Here is an 18,550-nt window from a genome sequence, read left to right on the forward strand (position 1 = left end):
GCCAAGGGCAATCCCTAGGCGGTGAGCATACAACTTTACGATTAACGTTGGTATTTCTTGTTGAAGCGCTCGATACGACCATCTGCAGATGCGAATTTCTGGCGACCTGTGTAGAACGGGTGCGAATCAGAAGATACATCGACACGGATGAGTGGGTACTCGTTTCCATCTTCCATCGTGATTGTCTCGTTAGAGTAACGAGTTGAACCAGTGATGAATTTGAATTCTGTCGTCGAGTCCATGAATACGACTTTACGGTATTCTGGGTGGATTCCTTGTTTCATTGCTTTTCAACTCCTTCGGCCCTAAGTATTCTTTCAACCTAGAGAAAGTTCACTAGAATATAATATCACCCTACTATAGGTTTTACAAGTCTGTTTTCGTTTTTTTCACCGGTCGTCTTTTTTTCTTATCTGCCTCTAGCGCAGCAAAAAAGTCGAGGTTTGTTTTCGTCTCACGGACACGGCGTAAGAACTGTTCGACGAAGTCTGGAGACTCGTTCATCGTACGACGAATCGTCCAGAGCGAATCGAGTTCGTCCTTCCCGAGTAACAACTCTTCTTTCCGTGTTCCCGAGCGACGAATGTCGATTGCAGGGAAGATCCGGCGCTCTGCCAATTTCCGGTCCAGATGCAGTTCCATGTTCCCTGTTCCTTTGAACTCTTCATAGATGACGTCGTCCATTCGCGATCCGGTATCGACGAGCGCTGTCGCGAGGATAGTCAAGCTACCTCCATCCTCGATATTCCGTGCCGCTCCGAAGAACTTTTTCGGTTTGTGGAACGCCGCCGGGTCAATCCCCCCCGAGAGTGTCCGTCCGCTTGGTGGAACAGACAGGTTGTACGCACGCGTCAAGCGTGTGATGGAATCGAGTAGGATGACCACGTCTTTCTTATGTTCCACGAGACGCATCGCGCGTTCGAGAACGAGTTCTGAAATACGCGCATGGTTTTCCGGTGTCTCATCAAAAGTCGAGAACGCCACGTCCGCATCCGGTACAGAGCGTTGAATATCCGTCACTTCCTCTGGTCGTTCATCGATTAGAAGAATGATTAATTCGACGTTCGGATGATTCGTCGTGATCGAGTTGGCAATTTCTTTTAAAAGCGACGTTTTCCCCGCTTTTGGTGGTGCCACAATCAACCCGCGTTGGCCAAACCCGACTGGTGCGATCATATCCATGACACGAACCGAAAGATGGGTCGGCTCTGTCTCGAGCACCATCTGTTGTTCTGGATAAATCGGTGTCAATGCCGGGAAATAATCACGCGAACGCGTCGAGTCCGTCGACTCTCCGTTGACCGCTTCAACACTCAACAAACCTTGGAACCGTTCATTCTCTTTCGGTTTACGGACCTTTCCTGTGACAAGGTCCCCGTTTCGAAGATTAAAGCGACGAATTTGCGATGCAGCGATATAGATGTCTTCGGAAGATTGAGAATAGTTGATTGGTCGGAGGAATCCAAATCCGCCATCATTTTGAGACTGAGGATTCGGTGGGATGATCTCTAAAATACCTTCGAGGAAGTATAAATCTTTTGATTCAGCCTGTGATTTCAAAATACGGAACATGAGCTCACGCTTACGCGCTTCTCGAAAGTTCGGTACTTTGACTTCTTTAGCAATCTCATATAATTCTTTCAACGTCTTCGTTTCAAGCTCACGAAGTGTATAGTTCTTTGTCGGTTCTGTCTGTTGACTCATTCAAGTCACCTATCTTTCTACATTTCATTACAAGAAGCATTCAACTTGATTCATTTGTTCTGCCATCATCTAACCATATTTTGCCCGTGCCGTCACCGTGCAAAAATCACCTTTTGTTCAATCGTTTCCCTCTTGTACAAATCCTTACACAGTAAAAGATAGTTTTGTAACAAAATAAGTGCTATATCCACATATTGTTTCATTTTTGTTACAAGAAAACGCTTTTTTGACTTGCGATTGAAAAATGCTATCGGTCTTGCGCATGATATAGTTTATTTGCACAGGAAACCGGGTATATCCCGCAACTTGTGCTCTACCATTAAAAATTACTCGATTTGTCATATACGAATGTCTTGATTTTAAAAACGGAGGGATTTATACAATGTTAAAGCGTATCGCATCAATCGTCGTCGCTGCCACTGTCGCTTTCTCGGGTCTTATGTTCTCAACAGGTGAACAAGCAGAAGCCGCTACCGGTACATTTGCTTACTCGAAAGTAAACGGTTTGAACATCCGTACTGCCCCGTCACTTACATCATCGAAAGTCGTCGCGAAAATGGATAAAGGTCAACGCTATACATACCTTGGTAAATCCGGTTCGTTCTATAAAATCAACTACAAAGGCACACACCGTTATATCTCAGCTTCTTCAACGTACACATACTTGAAAGCGAACACGTCGACATCAACAACGGTTTCAACGTCATCTTCTAGCAAACGTTCGAAACTTGTCGCTGAATCGAAGAAATATCTCGGAACACCGTATCGCTATGGTGGAACAACAACTTCAGGGTTTGACTGCTCAGGATATACTGGACACGTGTACAAGAAAGCAATCGGAAAAACACTACCACGTTCTTCACGTCAGCAATACTCAAGCGCGAAGAAAATCTCGAAGTCATCGATCCAAGCAGGCGATCTCGTCTTCTTCTCACATTCAGGCGGAACGATTCAACACGTCGGAATGGCACTTAGCAAAACACAAATGATCAACTCAGAAACAGGCGGCGTGAAATACGCGAGCTTCACTTCTGGATACTGGGCACCACGCTATGTAGGCGCTGGATCATATCTCTAATACAATATCACGACTCGGTTCATCGGAACCGAGTCGTTTTTATTTGTTCACATGTTCAATTACATGACGAGAGTCTTTCAAAACAGAAAACGTTCCATCCGTTTCTATGATTACTGCTTCGACTTGTCCTAGAGGAGTGCCACTTGATCGAATCGCTTGAATGACCTCGATCTCTAAAATTCGTTCTTTTTGTAGATGTTCTCTCAAATAATCTCCTTTATAAAACAGTAGAGTTGGTTCTGATTTAATCATTTGATTCACAATGGAGAATCGCTTAGATAGTTTCGCTAATATATATTGTAAGACAATTAGTGTACCGAACGCAGTAAGTCCAGCCAATAAAGAGGTTTGTTGACTAGTCAAGGTCGTTGCCAAAATAGAACCAAGTGCAACGGTCACAATAAAATCAAATGCATTCATTTTTGCCAATGTACGCTTACCAGAAACACGCAACATGAGAATGATAGAAATATATGCTCCAATCCCTGTTAAAATAATCCGAATCATCGTTGATAGTTCCTGCATCAAACTCCTCCCTTATTTTTGCTTCAATGCCCCTCTCGCGTTCGTTGCCGCAAAGACGATCATGAGTACACTCATTGTACCCGCGACTGCGAGCCCTGCCGATAAAGCACCCCAGTCAATCTCCGGTTGCGTCAGAACCGCTCGCATCCCTTCGAAAATATACGTGGTTGGATTGAACGTCGCCGCCACTTTCAACCATTCGGCTTCAATCAATTCTTTCGGAACGAACGTCGTCGACAGGAAAATCAAAGGAAAGAACAACAATGTCCCTGCCTGTGCCGCTTGTGCATTTCGTGTTTTCAAGGCGACGCCCACTGAATATCCTGCGAAACCAAGTCCAAATCCGATTGCGAGTAATACCGTGAAAAAGAATCCAGCGGCACCGACAGGAATCGTGAGACCGAGGAGAAACGCGACAGCAAAAATAAGTAGCGTTTGGACGAGTAATTGCAACATCCCCGCAATCATCGGTCCGAGCACAATCGCCGTACGGGTCGCCGGTGTCAACAAGAGCCTTGCGAAATAGCCACTCTCAATATCTCGGACAAGCGCCTGACCCGTGCCTCCCGCTCCCCCGACTGCACCTGAAACAATGGATACGGGTAAGATGAAATTCAAATAGTCGCTCCCTTCGAACTGAGGCAACGAGGCCACGCTCGACAAGCCACTCGTATACACAAGTAAAAAGAATACAGAAATGATCAAGTTCGGGATGAATGAAAACGGATTTCGAATAGTCGTCAGCAAACTCCGTTTCGTGAATAGCCATGTCTCAGTCCACACGGATCTCGCCTCCTTCATACGATTCGCCTGTCACTTTCAAGAATACATCATCGAGCGATGGTTGCTTGACAGTCAATCGTTCAGGCTGCAACCCTTGTTCATCCAAGGAACGAACAATCTCAGTCAACGTCATGTCACGTAACTCAAACGATACATGTGTGCCATTCGAAGATGTATGAAATCGCGTCGCGGCAAGGGTCGCTTCAGATTCTGTAGCGAAGTCCATCGAAATCGTCTCTCCACCGACGAGCTGTTTCAATTCCTCGGCCGTTCCTTCACTCACAATCTTCCCGTGATTGATGATTGCAATCCGGTCAGCCAACTCATCTGCCTCCTCTAAGTATTGGGTCGTTAAAAAAATCGTCGTCCCGAATTCCTCGTTCAATCGGCGTACTTCATTCCAAATTTCGATTCGGCTCGCCGGATCGAGTCCGGTCGTCGGTTCGTCTAAAAACAAGACCGTCGGACGATGGACGAGTGTGAGAGCCAAGTCGAGACGTCGTCGCATCCCACCGGAATAGGTACCACTCCGGCGATCGGCCGCATCCGTCAGTGAAACGACTTCGAGTAACTCATCGGCTCGACGTTGCGCCTCTTCATTCGACATCTTAAACAAACGCCCTTGTAAGACAAGGAGCTCTCGTCCCGTCAACACTTTATCGATTCCTGTTTCTTGTAAGGCAACTCCAATCGATAATCGGACATCTTTTTCTTGTTTAACGACATCGAATCCATTGACTCGTGCCGCTCCAGATGTCGGTCTCACGAGTGTCGTCAACATTTGCACCGTCGTCGATTTACCCGCACCGTTCGGACCTAAAAACGCAAAGATTTCTCCTTCTTTCACGAAAAATGACACGTCATCGACAGCTGGAACATCCTTGAATGTTTTGACGAGTCCTTCAACCTGAATCATCACACCCACCTCCTGACTATCCATTCCCGTTTTCTGACGCTTTCACCACAAAAAAGTCGTGGACGTTTTCACATCCACGACTTCTGATTATTCTGGTTTCATGACCATTTTTGGTTTTTTCTTAAGTGAGTGGTTCCCTTCGACGAAACGAACGGTACCGGACTTGGCACGCATGACGACCGAATGGGTCTGTCCGCCTTGTGACGTGAATTGGACTCCACGTAACAGCTCACCATCTGTGACGCCGGTCGCCGCAAAGATACAATCTTCACCTTTCACCAAATCATTGAGGAGGAGGATTCGATCCGTATCTTCGATTCCCATGTCATGGCAACGTTGTTTCTGCGCTTCATCTTCCGGGAGCAAACGCCCTTGGAAGTCTCCACCTAAACACTTCATTGCGACTGCAGCGATGACACCTTCTGGCGCCCCGCCTGAACCGAGCAACAAATCGACACCCGTTTTCGGGAAAGCGGTGTTGATGGCCGCGGCGACGTCCCCGTCCGGAATCAATTTGATTCGCGCACCGGTCGCGCGGACACGTTGAATGGTTTCTTCGTGACGGTCCCGATGTAAAATCGTGACGACGACATCTTCCACGTTTTTCTTCTTCGCTTTCGCCACGATTTCAATGTTCTCTTCAATCGAGTTGTCGAGACTGACGAGACCTGCCGCTTCCGGTCCGACGGCAATTTTATCCATGTACATGTCTGGAGCATGAAGGAGATCGCCTGCATCCGCGACCGCGAGAACCGCAAGTGCTCCCCACGTTCCGGTCGCTACGATGTTTGTCCCTTCTAACGGATCGACTGCGACATCGAGACGAGAACCGTAGCCATTTCCGACTTTTTCTCCGATGTATAGCATCGGGGCCTCATCCATCTCCCCTTCACCGATGACGACAATCCCTTTCATCGGAATCGTGTCAAATACGTCGCGCATGGCCGTCGTTGCCGCATCATCCGCTTCGACTTTCAATCCTCGTCCCATCCAACGGGCTGAAGCAAGTGCCGCCGCTTCTGTCACCCGAACCAGTTCCATCGATAAACTTCGTTCCACCCGAAATCTCCCCTTTATACCTCGGTTTGTTCCTCCACCCAAACGAGCGCACCGAGTTGTTTTAATTTGCCGACAAAGTCGACATACGAATCATTCAGTCGTTCCGCATGTAGTAGCGTCGATTCACCAGAAGCTTGGAGCGCTGACAGTACCAGGGCCGCAGCACTCCGTGCATCGGTGCATTCCATCTCTGCGTTCGCCAGCTTATTGCCGCCACGAATCACAGCCGATGCATCCTCCAGTGTAATTTGCGCATTCATCCGTCGCATCTCGGCGATGTGGCGGAATCGTTGCGCATACAATTTATCGGTGACAACACTCGTTCCGTCAGCTTTTAATAAGGCTGCCGTCATCACCGGTTGCAAGTCGCTCGGGTACCCGGAGTAATGGAACACACGAATGTCTGTTGGCATGAATTGGTTCGCCGTCACGGTAATTGACTCTTCACCGACCTCGACGTCCGCTCCGAAGTCCAACAGTTTTTGGATGACCCCTTCAAGATGTGTGGGAATGACCGGTTGAACGGTCACGTGACCAGACACTGCACCGAACATCATGAACGTTCCGGCCTCGAGACGATCCGGAATCAGTGTGTGCGTACAACCGTGGAGCCGCTCTACCCCTTTGATTCGAATCTCATCCGTTCCGGCCCCACTCACATGTGCCCCCATCGATGTGAGCATCGTTGCCACATCGACGACTTCAGGGTCGCAAGCCGCATTTTCGATGACTGTCGTCCCTGTCGCTAGAACAGCCGCAAGCATCGCACTCACGGTTGCCCCAAACGACCGCAAGTCCAAGTAAATTCGATTCCCGACAAGTTCATCGACCCGGACATGATAGAGACCTGATTCATTCTCGACATGAATGCCGAGACGTTCCAACGCTTTCAAATGTAAGTCAATCGGCCGTGGACCAATCGCATATCCTCCAGGTAACCCAACCGCCCCTTTTCCGAAGCGAGCCGCGAAGACCCCGAGCAAATAGACAGCGGCACGGACTTTACGTGTCTCAGAACCGAGGAGGGGCATGGCAACTGCTTCATTCGAATGAATCGTCATTCGTTCGCCATTCCGCTCTACTCGTACCCCTAATTCTTTCAACAAATTGACCATCACTTCCACATCTTCAATCATCGGAACGTTTTCAATCGTTACCGACTCTTCCGTGAGAAGTGCAGCCACAAGGCAAGGGAGAGCGCTCTGTTTCGCTCCGCTAATCTCGACGGTTCCTTCTAGTTTTTGCTGCCCAACGATATGGAGAATTTCCACGCTGATCAAAACCTTTCTACGACGGACTTATTTGGATTGAGCGTTGTTCCAATCCGCTAAAAACTGCTCAATGCCTTTGTCTGTGAGCGGATGTTTCATCATTTGTTCGATAACTTTGTAAGGGACTGTGGCAATGTCAGCCCCAAGGAGTGCAGCTTTTGTCACGTGAACCGGATGACGCACAGATGCTGCGATAATTTCTGTCTCGATACCATGGATCGCAAAGATGTTGGCAATGGTCTCCACTAAATCTAGCCCATCTTGTCCGATGTCATCCAAGCGTCCGATGAATGGAGAAACGTATGATGCCCCAGCGCGCGCCGCAAGTAACGCTTGGTTGGCGTTAAAGATGAGCGTGACATTCGTCTTGATCCCAAGCTCTTTGAACTGTTTTACCGCTTCCATCCCCGCAGGTGTCATCGGTACCTTTACCGTAATATTCGGCGCGATGGCGGCAAGTTCCTTTCCTTCTTCCACCATACCCGACGCATCAAGTGCAATAACTTCGGCGCTGACCGAGAGATCCCCGACGATCTCACAGATTTCACGAAGTCTTGTATGGAAATCGACACCTTCTTTGGCGACGAGCGATGGATTCGTCGTCACGCCTCCAATGACGCCCATTTGATGAGCTTTTTTAATGTCTTCCACATTTGCTGTGTCAATGAAAAAACGCATATGTGTCTCCTCCTTAATTTGTGATCGCTTACAATCTCTATTATGAGGAAAGACTGGTCGAATTACTACTCCCTTTGTCAGATTCGACAAACGGTGATATAGGAAACGATACAAAAAGTCGGTCCTCATAGAGAACCGACTTAATCAAACAGGATTATGCTTGGTTGCTTGAACCAAACTCACGCATCTTGCCAGTAACGACGTTATAAATCGCTTCGATACCAGGTCCGATAATTTTACGTGGGTCATATACTTTTGCATCAGCAGCAACTTTCTCACGTACTGCACGAGTCCATTCTTGTTGGCACTCAGTGTTGACGTTGATTTTGCTGTGGCCGAGCTCGATTGCTTTTTTGATTTGGTGCTCAGGAATTCCTGATCCGCCGTGAAGAACGAGTGGTGTTTTAGTCGCTTCCGCGATTTCTTCCATCTCTTTGAATCCAAGTTTTGGCTCGCCTTGGTATTCACCGTGTACAGAACCGAGTGCTGCAGCAAGTGCATCCACTTTCGCTTCTTTTACAACACGTACACACTCATCGAGGTCAGCGTATTGTACGCCACCAACAACGCCGTCTTCTTCGCCGCCAACTGTACCGACTTCTGCCTCAACAGAAGCACCTTTAGCGTGCGCGTACTCGACAACTTGTTTCGTCATTTCGATGTTTTCATCGATTGGGTGGTGTGAACCGTCAATCATGACTGACGTGAAACCAGCGTCGATCGCTGCTTTACACTTATCGAATGAAGAACCGTGGTCAAGGTGGATTGCAACTGGAACAGTGATGTTGTAGTCGTGCATAAGACCTTCAACCATTTTGACAACTGTCGTAAAGCCACCCATGTACTTCGCTGCACCTTCTGATACACCGAGGATTACTGGTGATTTCTCGTCTTCCGCAGCGCGAAGAATCGCTTGCGTCCACTCGAGGTTGTTGATGTTGAATTGGCCGACTGCATACTTGCCTTCGAATGCTTTGTTAAGCATTTCTGTCATTGATACTAATGGCATAATGACATCCTCCTGTCTGTTCGCTATTATACACGTTTGGGAAAAGTTCCCCCGTGCAATTCGTTCCCATTATAACACACCGTAAAACATGTGCCTATGCTATTCGGGCATAGAAATGGCTTAGCGCAAGCGTTTACATATGTCATCTTGGTGACGAAACGTCAAATTTTCAAGACTTCTTTCACTTTTCCAATCATCCCATAAATATCAAACGGCTTCTCAAATTGTGCCGTGATCCCGAGACGACGCACTTCTTCAATCACCGTTTCTTCCCCAAATGCCGTCATGATCATGACGGGTGTGTCTAACTGTTTCTCGCGCATGCGACGTAATACTTCGTGTCCAAACATACGAGGCATATTCATATCGAGCAATACCAAATCATATTGCTCCCGCTCTAAAAATTCCCAGGCGCTGATGCCGTCTTGCGCCGTGTCCACGTCTACACCCATGTTCGTGAACACTTGCGCGAGCATCGTACGAATTCCGTCCTGGTCATCTGCTATTAACATCCGTGACATGCATGTCCCTTCTTTCATTCATCGTTTACCATATTCAAACAATTTAACCTTACCAAACTCATCTCTTTTTCGCGACGTCTATCTTTTGAAATCAAGGGAACGATGGCTCGGAATTCTCTTCTTCCTGTTCTTCCTTCAACTGTTCAGGTACGTCTAGCACATTCACCTGCTCGTAGTCGGTCACTTCCGCATCTTCTTCTTTCACAAATACTCGCAGATAGTTCCCTTCCGGTAACAACCCAGTGGTGGCAATAGACAGAGGACGTTTTTTTCCATCCTCGTCGTACCCGATGAGATCATAGCGATACCCCCCCGAGGTTTGCGTCGCCACTTCTGCACTTGGGACTTTGACATAATAGACATCGGCTAACAATCGATTGGGATCGACATAACGCCAACCTACTACTAATAGAATGCCAATCAATAGGATGGCAACGAGATTTCGTTTCATAAAAAATTCTCCCTCAATCTAAGAATCACTACTTATGAGGTATACCGTTATTCCGAATCGATGAAACCATGACACAAAAAAGGTTCATCCTATTTAGAATGAACCTTTCCTGCAATGCAGTGCATTACGATTCGACAGTCACAGGCACAACTGCGATTTCAATCTCCTTCTCCACTTCTTCACGCTCTTCTTTCAAACGCTCATCCGACCATTTGAAGACGTCGGCCATGCAACGAAGGACACCTTCTTTGTGTTGACGGACGAAATCGATATCAAAGAACATCGCACCGGTCCGGCGAATCAAGAAGTCGATGGCGCGTACGACCGATTCTTCTTCAATGCCATAAATCAACTGTGCATAGACGACCTCTGGCAAGTCATACGCGTTCGAGTCCATCCGCTCGATGACACGATCGATATTCGATCCGTATAGACGGACGAGTTCTTCCGCGTGCCCCGCGTCGAGACCATGATTTTGAAGTTCTTTCGTTTTCTTCTCGAGGAAATCTTTGAACCCTTTCGATCCGCCGACGTGACCACCTGACATCGGCATATGCTTCGTCCGGCTTGCCAAGTAGACGACGCCCTCTTCTTCTTTTAATAATTTCGCGACAAGGTCGACGACCGTTTCTGACATCTTCCGATACCCTGTCAATTTACCGCCGGCAATCGTGATCAAGCCGCTGTCTGACTGCCAAATTTCGTCCTTACGTGAAATTTCAGAAGGGTCTTTTCCTTCCTCATAAATCAACGGACGAATACCCGCCCAGCTTGATTCCACATCATCTGCCGTGACATGAACGTCTGGGAACATATAATGGATTGCATCCAAAATATAATCGCGGTCCTCTGTCGTCATGCGTGGATGCGCTTTGTTTTTATCAAAGAACGTATCCGTCGTTCCGACGTACGCTTTGTTTCCGCGTGGAATGGCAAAGACCATGCGCCCGTCTGGTGTGTCGAAATAAATTGCCTGTTTGAGTGGGAATTTCGATTGATCGATGACAAGGTGAATTCCCTTCGTCAAACGAAGCTGTTTGCCTTTTTTCGAGTTGTCTTCTTCCCGTAACTCATCGACCCATGGACCAGTCGCATTGATGATTTTTTTCGCATAGACGTCATATGTCGACCCATCGATTTGGTCTTCGACGTGTACCCCCGCCACTTTGCCGTTATCGTAAATCAGCCCGGTCACTTTGGCATAGTTCATAAGAAGCGCGCCGTGATTCGCGGCCTCTTTCGCCACTTCGATTGTCAATCGTGCATCATCCGTCCGATACTCGACATAGTATCCACCACCGACTAAGTCATCTTTTTTGACGAGCGGTGCTTTTTTGATGACTTCATTCGGTTTGAGCATCATGCGACGTTCTGCCCGTTTGACGCCTGCGAGGAAGTCATACACCATGAGTCCGATTGAAGTTGAGAAAGGACCAAACGTGCCTCCCTTGTGCATCGGTAATAGCATCTGTTCCGGTGTCGTGACATGTGGACCGTTCTCATACACGATGGCACGCTCTTTCCCGACTTCTGCGACGAGCGCCACTTCAAATTGTTTCAAATAGCGGAGTCCCCCGTGAACAAGTTTCGTCGAACGGCTTGACGTCCCGGCCGCAAAGTCTTGCATTTCGAGAACCGCTGTCTTCATCCCACGTGACGACGCATCGAGCGCAATCCCTGCTCCGGTTATCCCTCCACCGACAACAAGAACGTCATGACGTTCGCTTGTCAGTTGTTCGTATCGTTTCGCTCGTTCTTTCGCTGAGAAATTTCTGATTTCCATCTTATTCCCTCCTATAGTAAGTACGGTTCAATGAATAGAAAAAGAGACCACAACAAAAACAAGGCTTCCCCCTTCTGTTGTGGTCTCTCTATTGTCTCGAACCGAATATCAACTTTTCTCCTGTATTATACCCTATTCTTTTCAGTTCAATCATCTCTTACGCTTGCGCAATCTGTAATGTGTTCATTCACAAGCATCCGACTCGCATTTTTGAGTCGAGAAGCTTAGACTTCAAGGTATCATGTTGAAGGAGGATTTCAGATGAAACGTATGTTACAACCTTTTCAATTCAAAAATGGCGTCGAAGTACCGAACCGACTCGTCTTGGCTCCGATGACACATTACTCATCAGAACCAACGGGCGAAGTATCCGAGCATGAGCTCGCCTACTATCGGAAACGGGCGCAAAACGTCGGGCTTGCGATTACAGCATGCGCGTACGTGACAGAAGACGGGAAAGGTTTCCCGAACGCATTCGGGGTCAATGACGACAAATTCATCCCGGGTCTCCGTCAATTGGCGGAAAGTTTAAAAGCGGAAGGTGCAAAAGCCATCCTTCAAATTTTCCACGCCGGACGGATGTCACCACCTGAACTCGTCCCGAACGAACAACCTGTCAGTGCAAGTGCTGTCGCGCCTGTCCGAGAAGGCGCCGTCACACCACGTGCCCTCGAGACATCAGAGGTCGAAGCCATTATCGAGGCGTTCGGTGAAGCGACGCGTCGGGCCATCGAAGCCGGGTTTGATGGCGTCGAGATTCACGGAGCGAACACCTACTTGATTCAACAATTCTTCTCACCGCACTCAAATCGCCGTGAAGATCGCTTCGGCGGTGATGTTCATGGACGTTTGACGTTCCCACGCGAAGTCATTCGTCGTGTGAAAGAAGCAGCTGCAGATGCAGAAGACTTCTTAGTCGGCTATCGTTTCTCACCGGAAGAAATCGAAGAGCCAGGAATCACACTCGACGACACGGATGTGTTACTCGATATGATTTTAGAAGAGGACGTCGATTATATTCACGCTTCTCTCTGGAACTTCAATACAGCTTCCATGCGTGACGAGAATGTCACGGAGCGTTCGATAGACCGCATCGCCAATCGAATCAATGGTGCCATCCCACTCATCGGAGTCGGGCAACTCCAACGTCCGGCCCAAGTGGAAGACGCACTCGACATCGTCGATTTTGCCGCACTCGGTCGCGAACTGATCATCGATCCACAATGGCTGGAAAAAGTGGAATCGGACCGCGAAGACGAGATCGAGACAGAACTCGACTTGAACAAACAAGCCGAACTCGCTGTCCCAGCTCCGCTATGGAACGCCATCACGACACGTGCCGGTTGGTTCCCAATTAAAGATCAAGAAGTGAAATAAAAAAATGAACCTGCCGTTTATCACGGCGGGTTCATTTACTATTTCAACGTCAAGAGCTCACTCATCGTCACAAACGTGTACCCTTCACGTTTCAGCGCATCGAGAACTTTCGGCAACCCTTCAGCTGTGGACTCATGAATATCATGCATCAAGACAACAGCACTTGGATGGACATTGTCCATAATCAAGCGATACATTTGATCGGCATTACGGTGACTCCAATCAAGAGAATCGACCGTCCATAGTGCAAGGGTCTGCTCCTTTGTCTGAATGATCTGCTCAATCATTTCATTTTTAGCCCCGTATGGTGGACGAACCAATGATGGGCGTTGTCCCGTAAGCCTCTCAATTCGTTCATCAACCTGTTCGAGTTCCTCTTTGACTCCCTTCTCAGACAATTGTGTCAAATCCGGGTGATGTTCAGTATGATTTGCTAGCTCATGACCTGACAACGCTACTTGTCTCGCTACATCAGGATAGAATTCCATCTGACTCCCTAACATAAAGAACGTAGCACGCGCTTGGTATTTCTCAAGTGTCTCAAGAATGTGAGGTGTCACAATCGGATGGGGTCCATCATCGAACGTCAGTGCAACATATTTCCCATTGGGTTCAAGCGGCTTATTTGAGGGACTCATGATTGGAGAATCTTCTTGTGCAGTGGGCGTATCTAATTCGGATAACAAAAACGGCTCAACTTCCTTCATCGGAATATGAACTTCTACCACACCTGCCGCTCCCGCCGCCACTTCATACTCGTCAAATATGACATCTAGACCAGAGGACGTCAGTATCCACTTCGTCGATTTAGGGTGTTTAATCGCTTCACGTAACTGATCCTCAAATACGTATTCTTGATGTTGTAATTGTGTGATGACGCTATGCTTGAACCATTCTAATGCATGTTGGTCATCACGTAAGACATCATCCCATTCAACGAACGTTCCGTCCGAAAGGTTCATCCGAAATACGTCGACAGTGGTTTGACCATTCGCACCACCAGTGAATGCATAAGTATGAACGACTAGCGTGTATTCAGTCTGATTCGTTTGATATGTATCGGTCTGAATATTTAAGTGACCCGTTTGACCGTGACTAGGGGTGAGGTTGTGTTGAAATGCTTCTTTCTTTTCTAAAATGAATGCATCCAGCTCCTCGTTTAGCATTTCATAATCCGTTCTCGGAACAGAGATTGATGTCGTATATCTTTTCGCTTGTTCACTCTCTACCGTTAAGTGTAACCCGGGGTATTGTCCGGTAAAGGATGGTGTCGGAACTTTTTTAATCGTCGGGGCGGCTCCCGCGATGTAATACCATGTGCCCATCCCAATCAATAACATCACAATAACTAACATGTGTCGTTTCATTCTTATTCTCTCCTATTTAATTCAATCGATTCGATTGTAGCAAACTCTTCACGAATGAAATCGTCAATATGGCGACAAATATATACAAAATCATACAAAACAGGTACGTCGTCTTTAAATAGACGGCGTACCTGTTTTCATCCATTCTTCGCGTAACATGCCCATCCGAATCGAATCGTAGCGTTTCGCGTTCACGACACGCACTTGACGAATTCGACCTTCAAGCTGCATCCCTACTTTTTCAGCGACCCGCATCATTCGCTCGTTCCCTGACCATGTCGTCAATCCCACGCGGACGACCGGTAACGTTTCAAACAAATGTTTCGTCCATAGACGAAGGGCACGCGTCCCGACACCTCGATTCCAGCGGTCGGATTGATGCAAGATGATGCCCATCTCGAGCCACTCTCGTCCGGCATCTTCGAAATAATAGGAAACCGTGCCATATACCGTTCCACTGACCTCAATGACCCACATGTCTTCTTTTTTGATGAACGATCGCTCAATTTGCTGAAACTCTTCGTAAGACATTGACTTGTGTTCGAAGTAAGGCGCGTCCCACTGTTTCCATTCCGGTACCGCATCTCGATAAATCAATTCCCATAGTCGTGATAGATCCTGTTCTTCAATCGGTCGAATGACCACCTCTTGATCTTGTCGCATGTTGTCTTCCTCTCTATAAATCGTCCTTACCTTATTCTTGTGTCCCGTTCGAATCTCCTTTTTTTCGTTTGCGCCAAATGAACGCAAGAATCAAGACAATCACACTTGCCATGACAGAAGCGATCGCGATTGGACTCGAATCGGTCATAAACAATTGTCCAATCGAGACAGAATAAGCAAGTCCGAACGACGTGACGAGTTTTGCCCCGAACGCGATACCCGCAAAGCGCAGAAACGGTACACGACTAAACCCCGCAGCGAGACAGATGACCTCGTCAGGTAAAATCGGAATGATAAATAAGACGAGCAAGACACCAAGACCGTATCGATCGACATATCGATCGTACGTCTTCAGTTTTTCTTCATCGACCCAACGAATCATGCGCCCTCGACCAAATCGGGCCAGTCCATACATGACAAAGATTCCGAGTGTCGTCGCAACGCTTCCGACCAAAGCGGCACGAAACGGTCCGAGCGCGACACTCCCAATCGGCACGCTGACCGCTTCCGGAACGGGTAACGCAATAGGTTGTAAAAAGCTAAATGCTGCAAACACCCAGACCGCCTGTCGTTCATATTGTTCTAGTAAACGATCCAATCCGTATGTGTCATAAAGGATGAGTCCGAATGAAACATAATAGACGAGAACGAAAATCAAGAAGAGAGAGAACGTGATCTTCCACATCTGCTTTAGGATGACGCTCGAGCCGTCCCGAATCGCCCGAAGTAACCCGACCGAGAGGGCGAGTAAAACAACACCTGTCCAGCCAAGTTGATACGGCAATAAAAGGGAAGGCAAGACGACGAACGGCAACAGACTGAGCGCGACAAGCCCTAATCCATATCCAAGATAAATCGAATGTCGTTCTTTCATGTGCCCTCACCCTCTCCCCGTTCTACTTCTAGTGTACCCACAAAGTGATAGGGATGTATCCTGCCGAAGGCGCTTTCCCTCTCATGCTTTTGACGTAGAAAAACCACGGTCCGCAATGGACCGTGGCTTTCAATCACTTATTCTCCAAGTGATGCTTGGATGAAGTCATGGAATAGACGTTGTGGACGTTCTGGACGCGAAATCAATTCTGGGTGGAACTGTGATGCCACGAACCATTTGTGTTCTGGAATCTCAATGATTTCTACGAGACGACCGTCTGGGCTCGTACCTGAGAACTTGAAGCCTTCTGCTTCAAACGCTTCACGGTATTCGTTGTTGAACTCATAACGGTGACGATGACGCTCGTATACGAGTTCTTGATTGTATGCCGCATGCGCTTTCGTCCCTTTTTCGAGTTTACATGGATAAAGTCCAAGACGAAGTGTGCCGCCAAGGTCTTCGATATCTTTTTGCTCTGGAAGAAGGTCGATGATCGGATACGGTGTCGACGGATCGATTTCTGCAGTATGTGCGCCGTCCAACTTCAAGACGTTACGGGCAAACTCGACCGTCGCAAGTTGCATCCCGAGACAGATTCCGAAGAATGGGACGTTGTTTTCACGAGCAAAACGTGTTGCTTCAATCTTCCCTTCGATTCCACGCTCACCGAATCCACCTGGAACGAGGATTCCGTCCGCATCGCCGAGGATGTCTGAGACGTTTTCAGCCGTCACGTCTTCTGCGTTGACCCAGTCGATGTCGATATCCGCGTTGAACGCATAACCCGCATGTTTGAGTGCTTCCGCGACCGAGATATACGCATCACGCAATTCGACATATTTCCCGACGAGTGCGATTTTCACTTTCTTCTCAAGGTGTGTGACCGTGTGGACGAGTTCTTTCCAAGCCGTCATGTCAGCAGCCGGTGAATTGAAACCGAAGTAGTCGTTGACGAGTTGGTCCATTCCTTGTTTTTGAAGGTTGAGCGGTACTTCATAAAGTGTCGATGCGTCTTGCGCCTCGATGACCGCTTCTTTGCGCGTATCACAGAAGAGGGCGATTTTTTCACGCATGTCTTCTGGGATGTCATGCTCCGTACGAAGGACAATGATATCCGGTTGAATTCCGTAGCTGCGAAGCTCTTTGACACTGTGTTGTGTCGGTTTTGTCTTCATCTCACCTGCGGCACGAAGGTAAGGGACGAGTGTACAGTGGACGTACATGACGTTCTCTTTCCCGATGTCATTCTTCACTTGGCGAATCGCTTCGATGAACGGAAGGGACTCGATATCCCCGACTGTTCCACCAATCTCTGTGATGACGACATCGGCGTTCGTCTCGCGTCCTGCACGGAAGACACGGTCTTTGATTTCGTTCGTGATATGCGGAATGACCTGAACCGTCCCACCGTTATAGTCTCCACGACGCTCTTTCTTCAAGACAGTTGAATAAATGCGCCCTGATGTGACGTTCGCGTTTTGCGACAAGTTGATGTCGATAAAGCGCTCATAGTGTCCGAGGTCAAGGTCAGTCTCAGCGCCATCATCTGTGACGAATACTTCTCCGTGTTGATACGGGCTCATCGTACCTGGGTCAATGTTGATGTATGGGTCAAACTTCTGAATCGTGACGTTGAGTCCTCGATTTTTGAGTAGACGCGCGAGCGAAGCTGCCGTGATCCCTTTACCGAGCGAAGATACTACCCCGCCTGTTACGAAAATGTACTTTGTCATGTTTCTTTCTCCTCTCTTGAATACCAACCATCGGGAAACGAAAAAACAAAAAAAGCAAAAGTGCCCCCGAAAATGGAGGACACTTTTGCTGCATCGTTACGTGCTAAACTAGCCCATGACTAATTTACGCCAGAGACGATGCAGTCGTCAAGATATTATTTTTTCTTTTTTTTCAAGTCGATGAACACGACTAAAAAAGAAAAAGAGACACGCCTAGCCGGGCGCGATGCCCGGCTTTTTTGCGGTCTCTTATAAATCATCCTCGTCTTCGATATCGAGGTCGTCGTCCAAGTCATCGTCCTTGAAATCGTCAAGGCCTTCTACTTTTTCTTCTTCGTCCTCATCATCAAATTCAGATGAATCATAGTCTTCAACTTTTGCGAATACATCCAAGTCATCCTCGATATCGACGATGCCTTCGTCTGCTTCTTCGAACTCTTCTTCGAATTCGTCAAGTTCACCACGTTGACGTGCTTCGATGACGAGATCCTCATCCGACTTATCGAATGGGTACCAAACCCGAAGCGCCCAACGGTTTGCTCCTAAGTTGACGAACAACCCGTCGATGTTCAAATCGGTGTAAAGTTGTGCGATTTTTTCGAGCTCTTCCTCTTCACTCGCAAACGTATAGTTTTGCTTGATTTTTTCGCGAATCTCATCAAAAGAAACAGGCTGTTCGCCAGTTTCTTGGAGAAGTTCATAAACGAAATCAATCAACGATTTATTCATTAAAGGACACTCCTTTTCCGTCACTAGTT

The 18,550-nt window shown here is 47.8% G+C and carries 19 protein-coding genes; 2 read left to right on the forward strand and 17 right to left on the reverse strand.

Annotated features, from left to right (window positions below; all coding sequences use genetic code 11):
• Positions 1-41: 41 nt before the first annotated feature.
• Both GVY42_RS08740 and rho read right to left on the reverse strand, forming a co-directional pair.
• Positions 42-284: a type B 50S ribosomal protein L31 gene (locus tag GVY42_RS08740; RefSeq protein WP_012727387.1), complete on the reverse strand. Its 243-nt coding sequence runs from the start codon at positions 282-284 to the stop codon at positions 42-44.
• 82 nt (positions 285-366) lie between these two features.
• Positions 367-1,704, reverse strand: coding sequence for a transcription termination factor Rho (rho, locus tag GVY42_RS08745; protein ID WP_012727388.1), 1,338 nt, complete (start codon positions 1,702-1,704; stop codon positions 367-369).
• Between the two features lie 382 nt (positions 1,705-2,086).
• Here rho and GVY42_RS08750 point away from each other — a divergent pair, with 382 nt between their 5' ends.
• Positions 2,087-2,782: a C40 family peptidase gene (locus tag GVY42_RS08750; protein WP_159562984.1), complete on the forward strand. Its 696-nt coding sequence runs from the start codon at positions 2,087-2,089 to the stop codon at positions 2,780-2,782.
• A gap of 39 nt (positions 2,783-2,821) precedes the next feature.
• Here GVY42_RS08750 and GVY42_RS08755 read toward each other — a convergent pair whose 3' ends face one another.
• From GVY42_RS08755 to GVY42_RS08800, 10 genes are all read right to left on the reverse strand, one after another.
• Positions 2,822-3,307, reverse strand: a complete 486-nt coding sequence (locus tag GVY42_RS08755) for a DUF421 domain-containing protein (protein WP_159562985.1) — start codon at positions 3,305-3,307, stop codon at positions 2,822-2,824.
• A gap of 12 nt (positions 3,308-3,319) precedes the next feature.
• Positions 3,320-4,090, reverse strand: a complete 771-nt coding sequence (locus GVY42_RS08760; RefSeq protein ID WP_159562986.1) for an ABC transporter permease — start codon at positions 4,088-4,090, stop codon at positions 3,320-3,322.
• On the reverse strand, positions 4,080-5,006 hold the full coding sequence (locus GVY42_RS08765) for an ATP-binding cassette domain-containing protein (RefSeq protein ID WP_159562987.1): 927 nt from the start codon (positions 5,004-5,006) through the stop codon (positions 4,080-4,082). The genes GVY42_RS08760 and GVY42_RS08765 overlap by 11 nt, the downstream gene beginning before the upstream one ends.
• Before the next feature lie 87 nt (positions 5,007-5,093).
• Positions 5,094-6,065 (reverse strand): class II fructose-bisphosphatase, encoded by a 972-nt coding sequence (glpX, locus tag GVY42_RS08770; RefSeq protein ID WP_031422214.1) that lies wholly within the window; start codon positions 6,063-6,065, stop codon positions 5,094-5,096.
• A gap of 14 nt (positions 6,066-6,079) precedes the next feature.
• Positions 6,080-7,336, reverse strand: coding sequence for a UDP-N-acetylglucosamine 1-carboxyvinyltransferase (gene murA / locus GVY42_RS08775; RefSeq protein ID WP_159562988.1), 1,257 nt, complete (start codon positions 7,334-7,336; stop codon positions 6,080-6,082).
• A 27-nt stretch (positions 7,337-7,363) separates the two neighbouring features.
• Complete coding sequence (fsa, locus tag GVY42_RS08780; protein WP_031422210.1) at positions 7,364-8,014, reverse strand: fructose-6-phosphate aldolase; 651 nt, start codon at positions 8,012-8,014, stop codon at positions 7,364-7,366.
• 154 nt (positions 8,015-8,168) lie between these two features.
• Entirely contained in the window at positions 8,169-9,023 is an 855-nt protein-coding gene (gene fba / locus GVY42_RS08785) for a class II fructose-1,6-bisphosphate aldolase (protein WP_159562989.1), read from the reverse strand.
• Between the two features lie 161 nt (positions 9,024-9,184).
• Complete coding sequence (locus tag GVY42_RS08790; protein WP_074035685.1) at positions 9,185-9,544, reverse strand: response regulator; 360 nt, start codon at positions 9,542-9,544, stop codon at positions 9,185-9,187.
• Between the two features lie 91 nt (positions 9,545-9,635).
• Positions 9,636-9,995 carry a YxeA family protein gene (locus GVY42_RS08795; protein WP_159562990.1) on the reverse strand — a complete coding sequence of 120 codons (360 nt, stop codon included), beginning with the start codon at positions 9,993-9,995 and terminating at the stop codon, positions 9,636-9,638.
• Positions 9,996-10,119: 124 nt separating this feature from the next.
• The gene (locus GVY42_RS08800; RefSeq protein WP_159562991.1) at positions 10,120-11,778 is read right to left on the reverse strand and encodes a glycerol-3-phosphate dehydrogenase/oxidase; all 1,659 of its coding nucleotides are present in this window, start codon (positions 11,776-11,778) and stop codon (positions 10,120-10,122) included.
• A gap of 261 nt (positions 11,779-12,039) precedes the next feature.
• Between GVY42_RS08800 and GVY42_RS08805 the strand changes: the two genes are divergently transcribed.
• Entirely contained in the window at positions 12,040-13,155 is a 1,116-nt protein-coding gene (locus GVY42_RS08805; RefSeq protein WP_159562992.1) for an NADH-dependent flavin oxidoreductase, read from the forward strand.
• A gap of 38 nt (positions 13,156-13,193) precedes the next feature.
• Here GVY42_RS08805 and GVY42_RS08810 read toward each other — a convergent pair whose 3' ends face one another.
• The 5 genes from GVY42_RS08810 to rpoE form a co-directional block, all read right to left on the reverse strand.
• Positions 13,194-14,522, reverse strand: coding sequence for a polysaccharide deacetylase family protein (locus GVY42_RS08810; protein ID WP_074035676.1), 1,329 nt, complete (start codon positions 14,520-14,522; stop codon positions 13,194-13,196).
• Between the two features lie 114 nt (positions 14,523-14,636).
• On the reverse strand, positions 14,637-15,185 hold the full coding sequence (locus GVY42_RS08815) for a GNAT family N-acetyltransferase (RefSeq protein ID WP_074035674.1): 549 nt from the start codon (positions 15,183-15,185) through the stop codon (positions 14,637-14,639).
• Positions 15,186-15,216: 31 nt separating this feature from the next.
• Positions 15,217-16,059, reverse strand: a complete 843-nt coding sequence (locus GVY42_RS08820) for a TVP38/TMEM64 family protein (protein ID WP_074035815.1) — start codon at positions 16,057-16,059, stop codon at positions 15,217-15,219.
• 137 nt (positions 16,060-16,196) lie between these two features.
• Complete coding sequence (locus tag GVY42_RS08825; RefSeq protein WP_159562993.1) at positions 16,197-17,792, reverse strand: CTP synthase; 1,596 nt, start codon at positions 17,790-17,792, stop codon at positions 16,197-16,199.
• 249 nt (positions 17,793-18,041) lie between these two features.
• The gene (rpoE, locus tag GVY42_RS08830) at positions 18,042-18,521 is read right to left on the reverse strand and encodes a DNA-directed RNA polymerase subunit delta (protein WP_074035668.1); all 480 of its coding nucleotides are present in this window, start codon (positions 18,519-18,521) and stop codon (positions 18,042-18,044) included.
• Positions 18,522-18,550 lie beyond the last annotated feature (29 nt).

Source organism: Exiguobacterium sp. 8A, assembly GCF_902506275.1.
In the GTDB taxonomy this organism is placed as follows: Bacteria; Bacillota; Bacilli; order Exiguobacteriales; family Exiguobacteriaceae; genus Exiguobacterium; species Exiguobacterium profundum.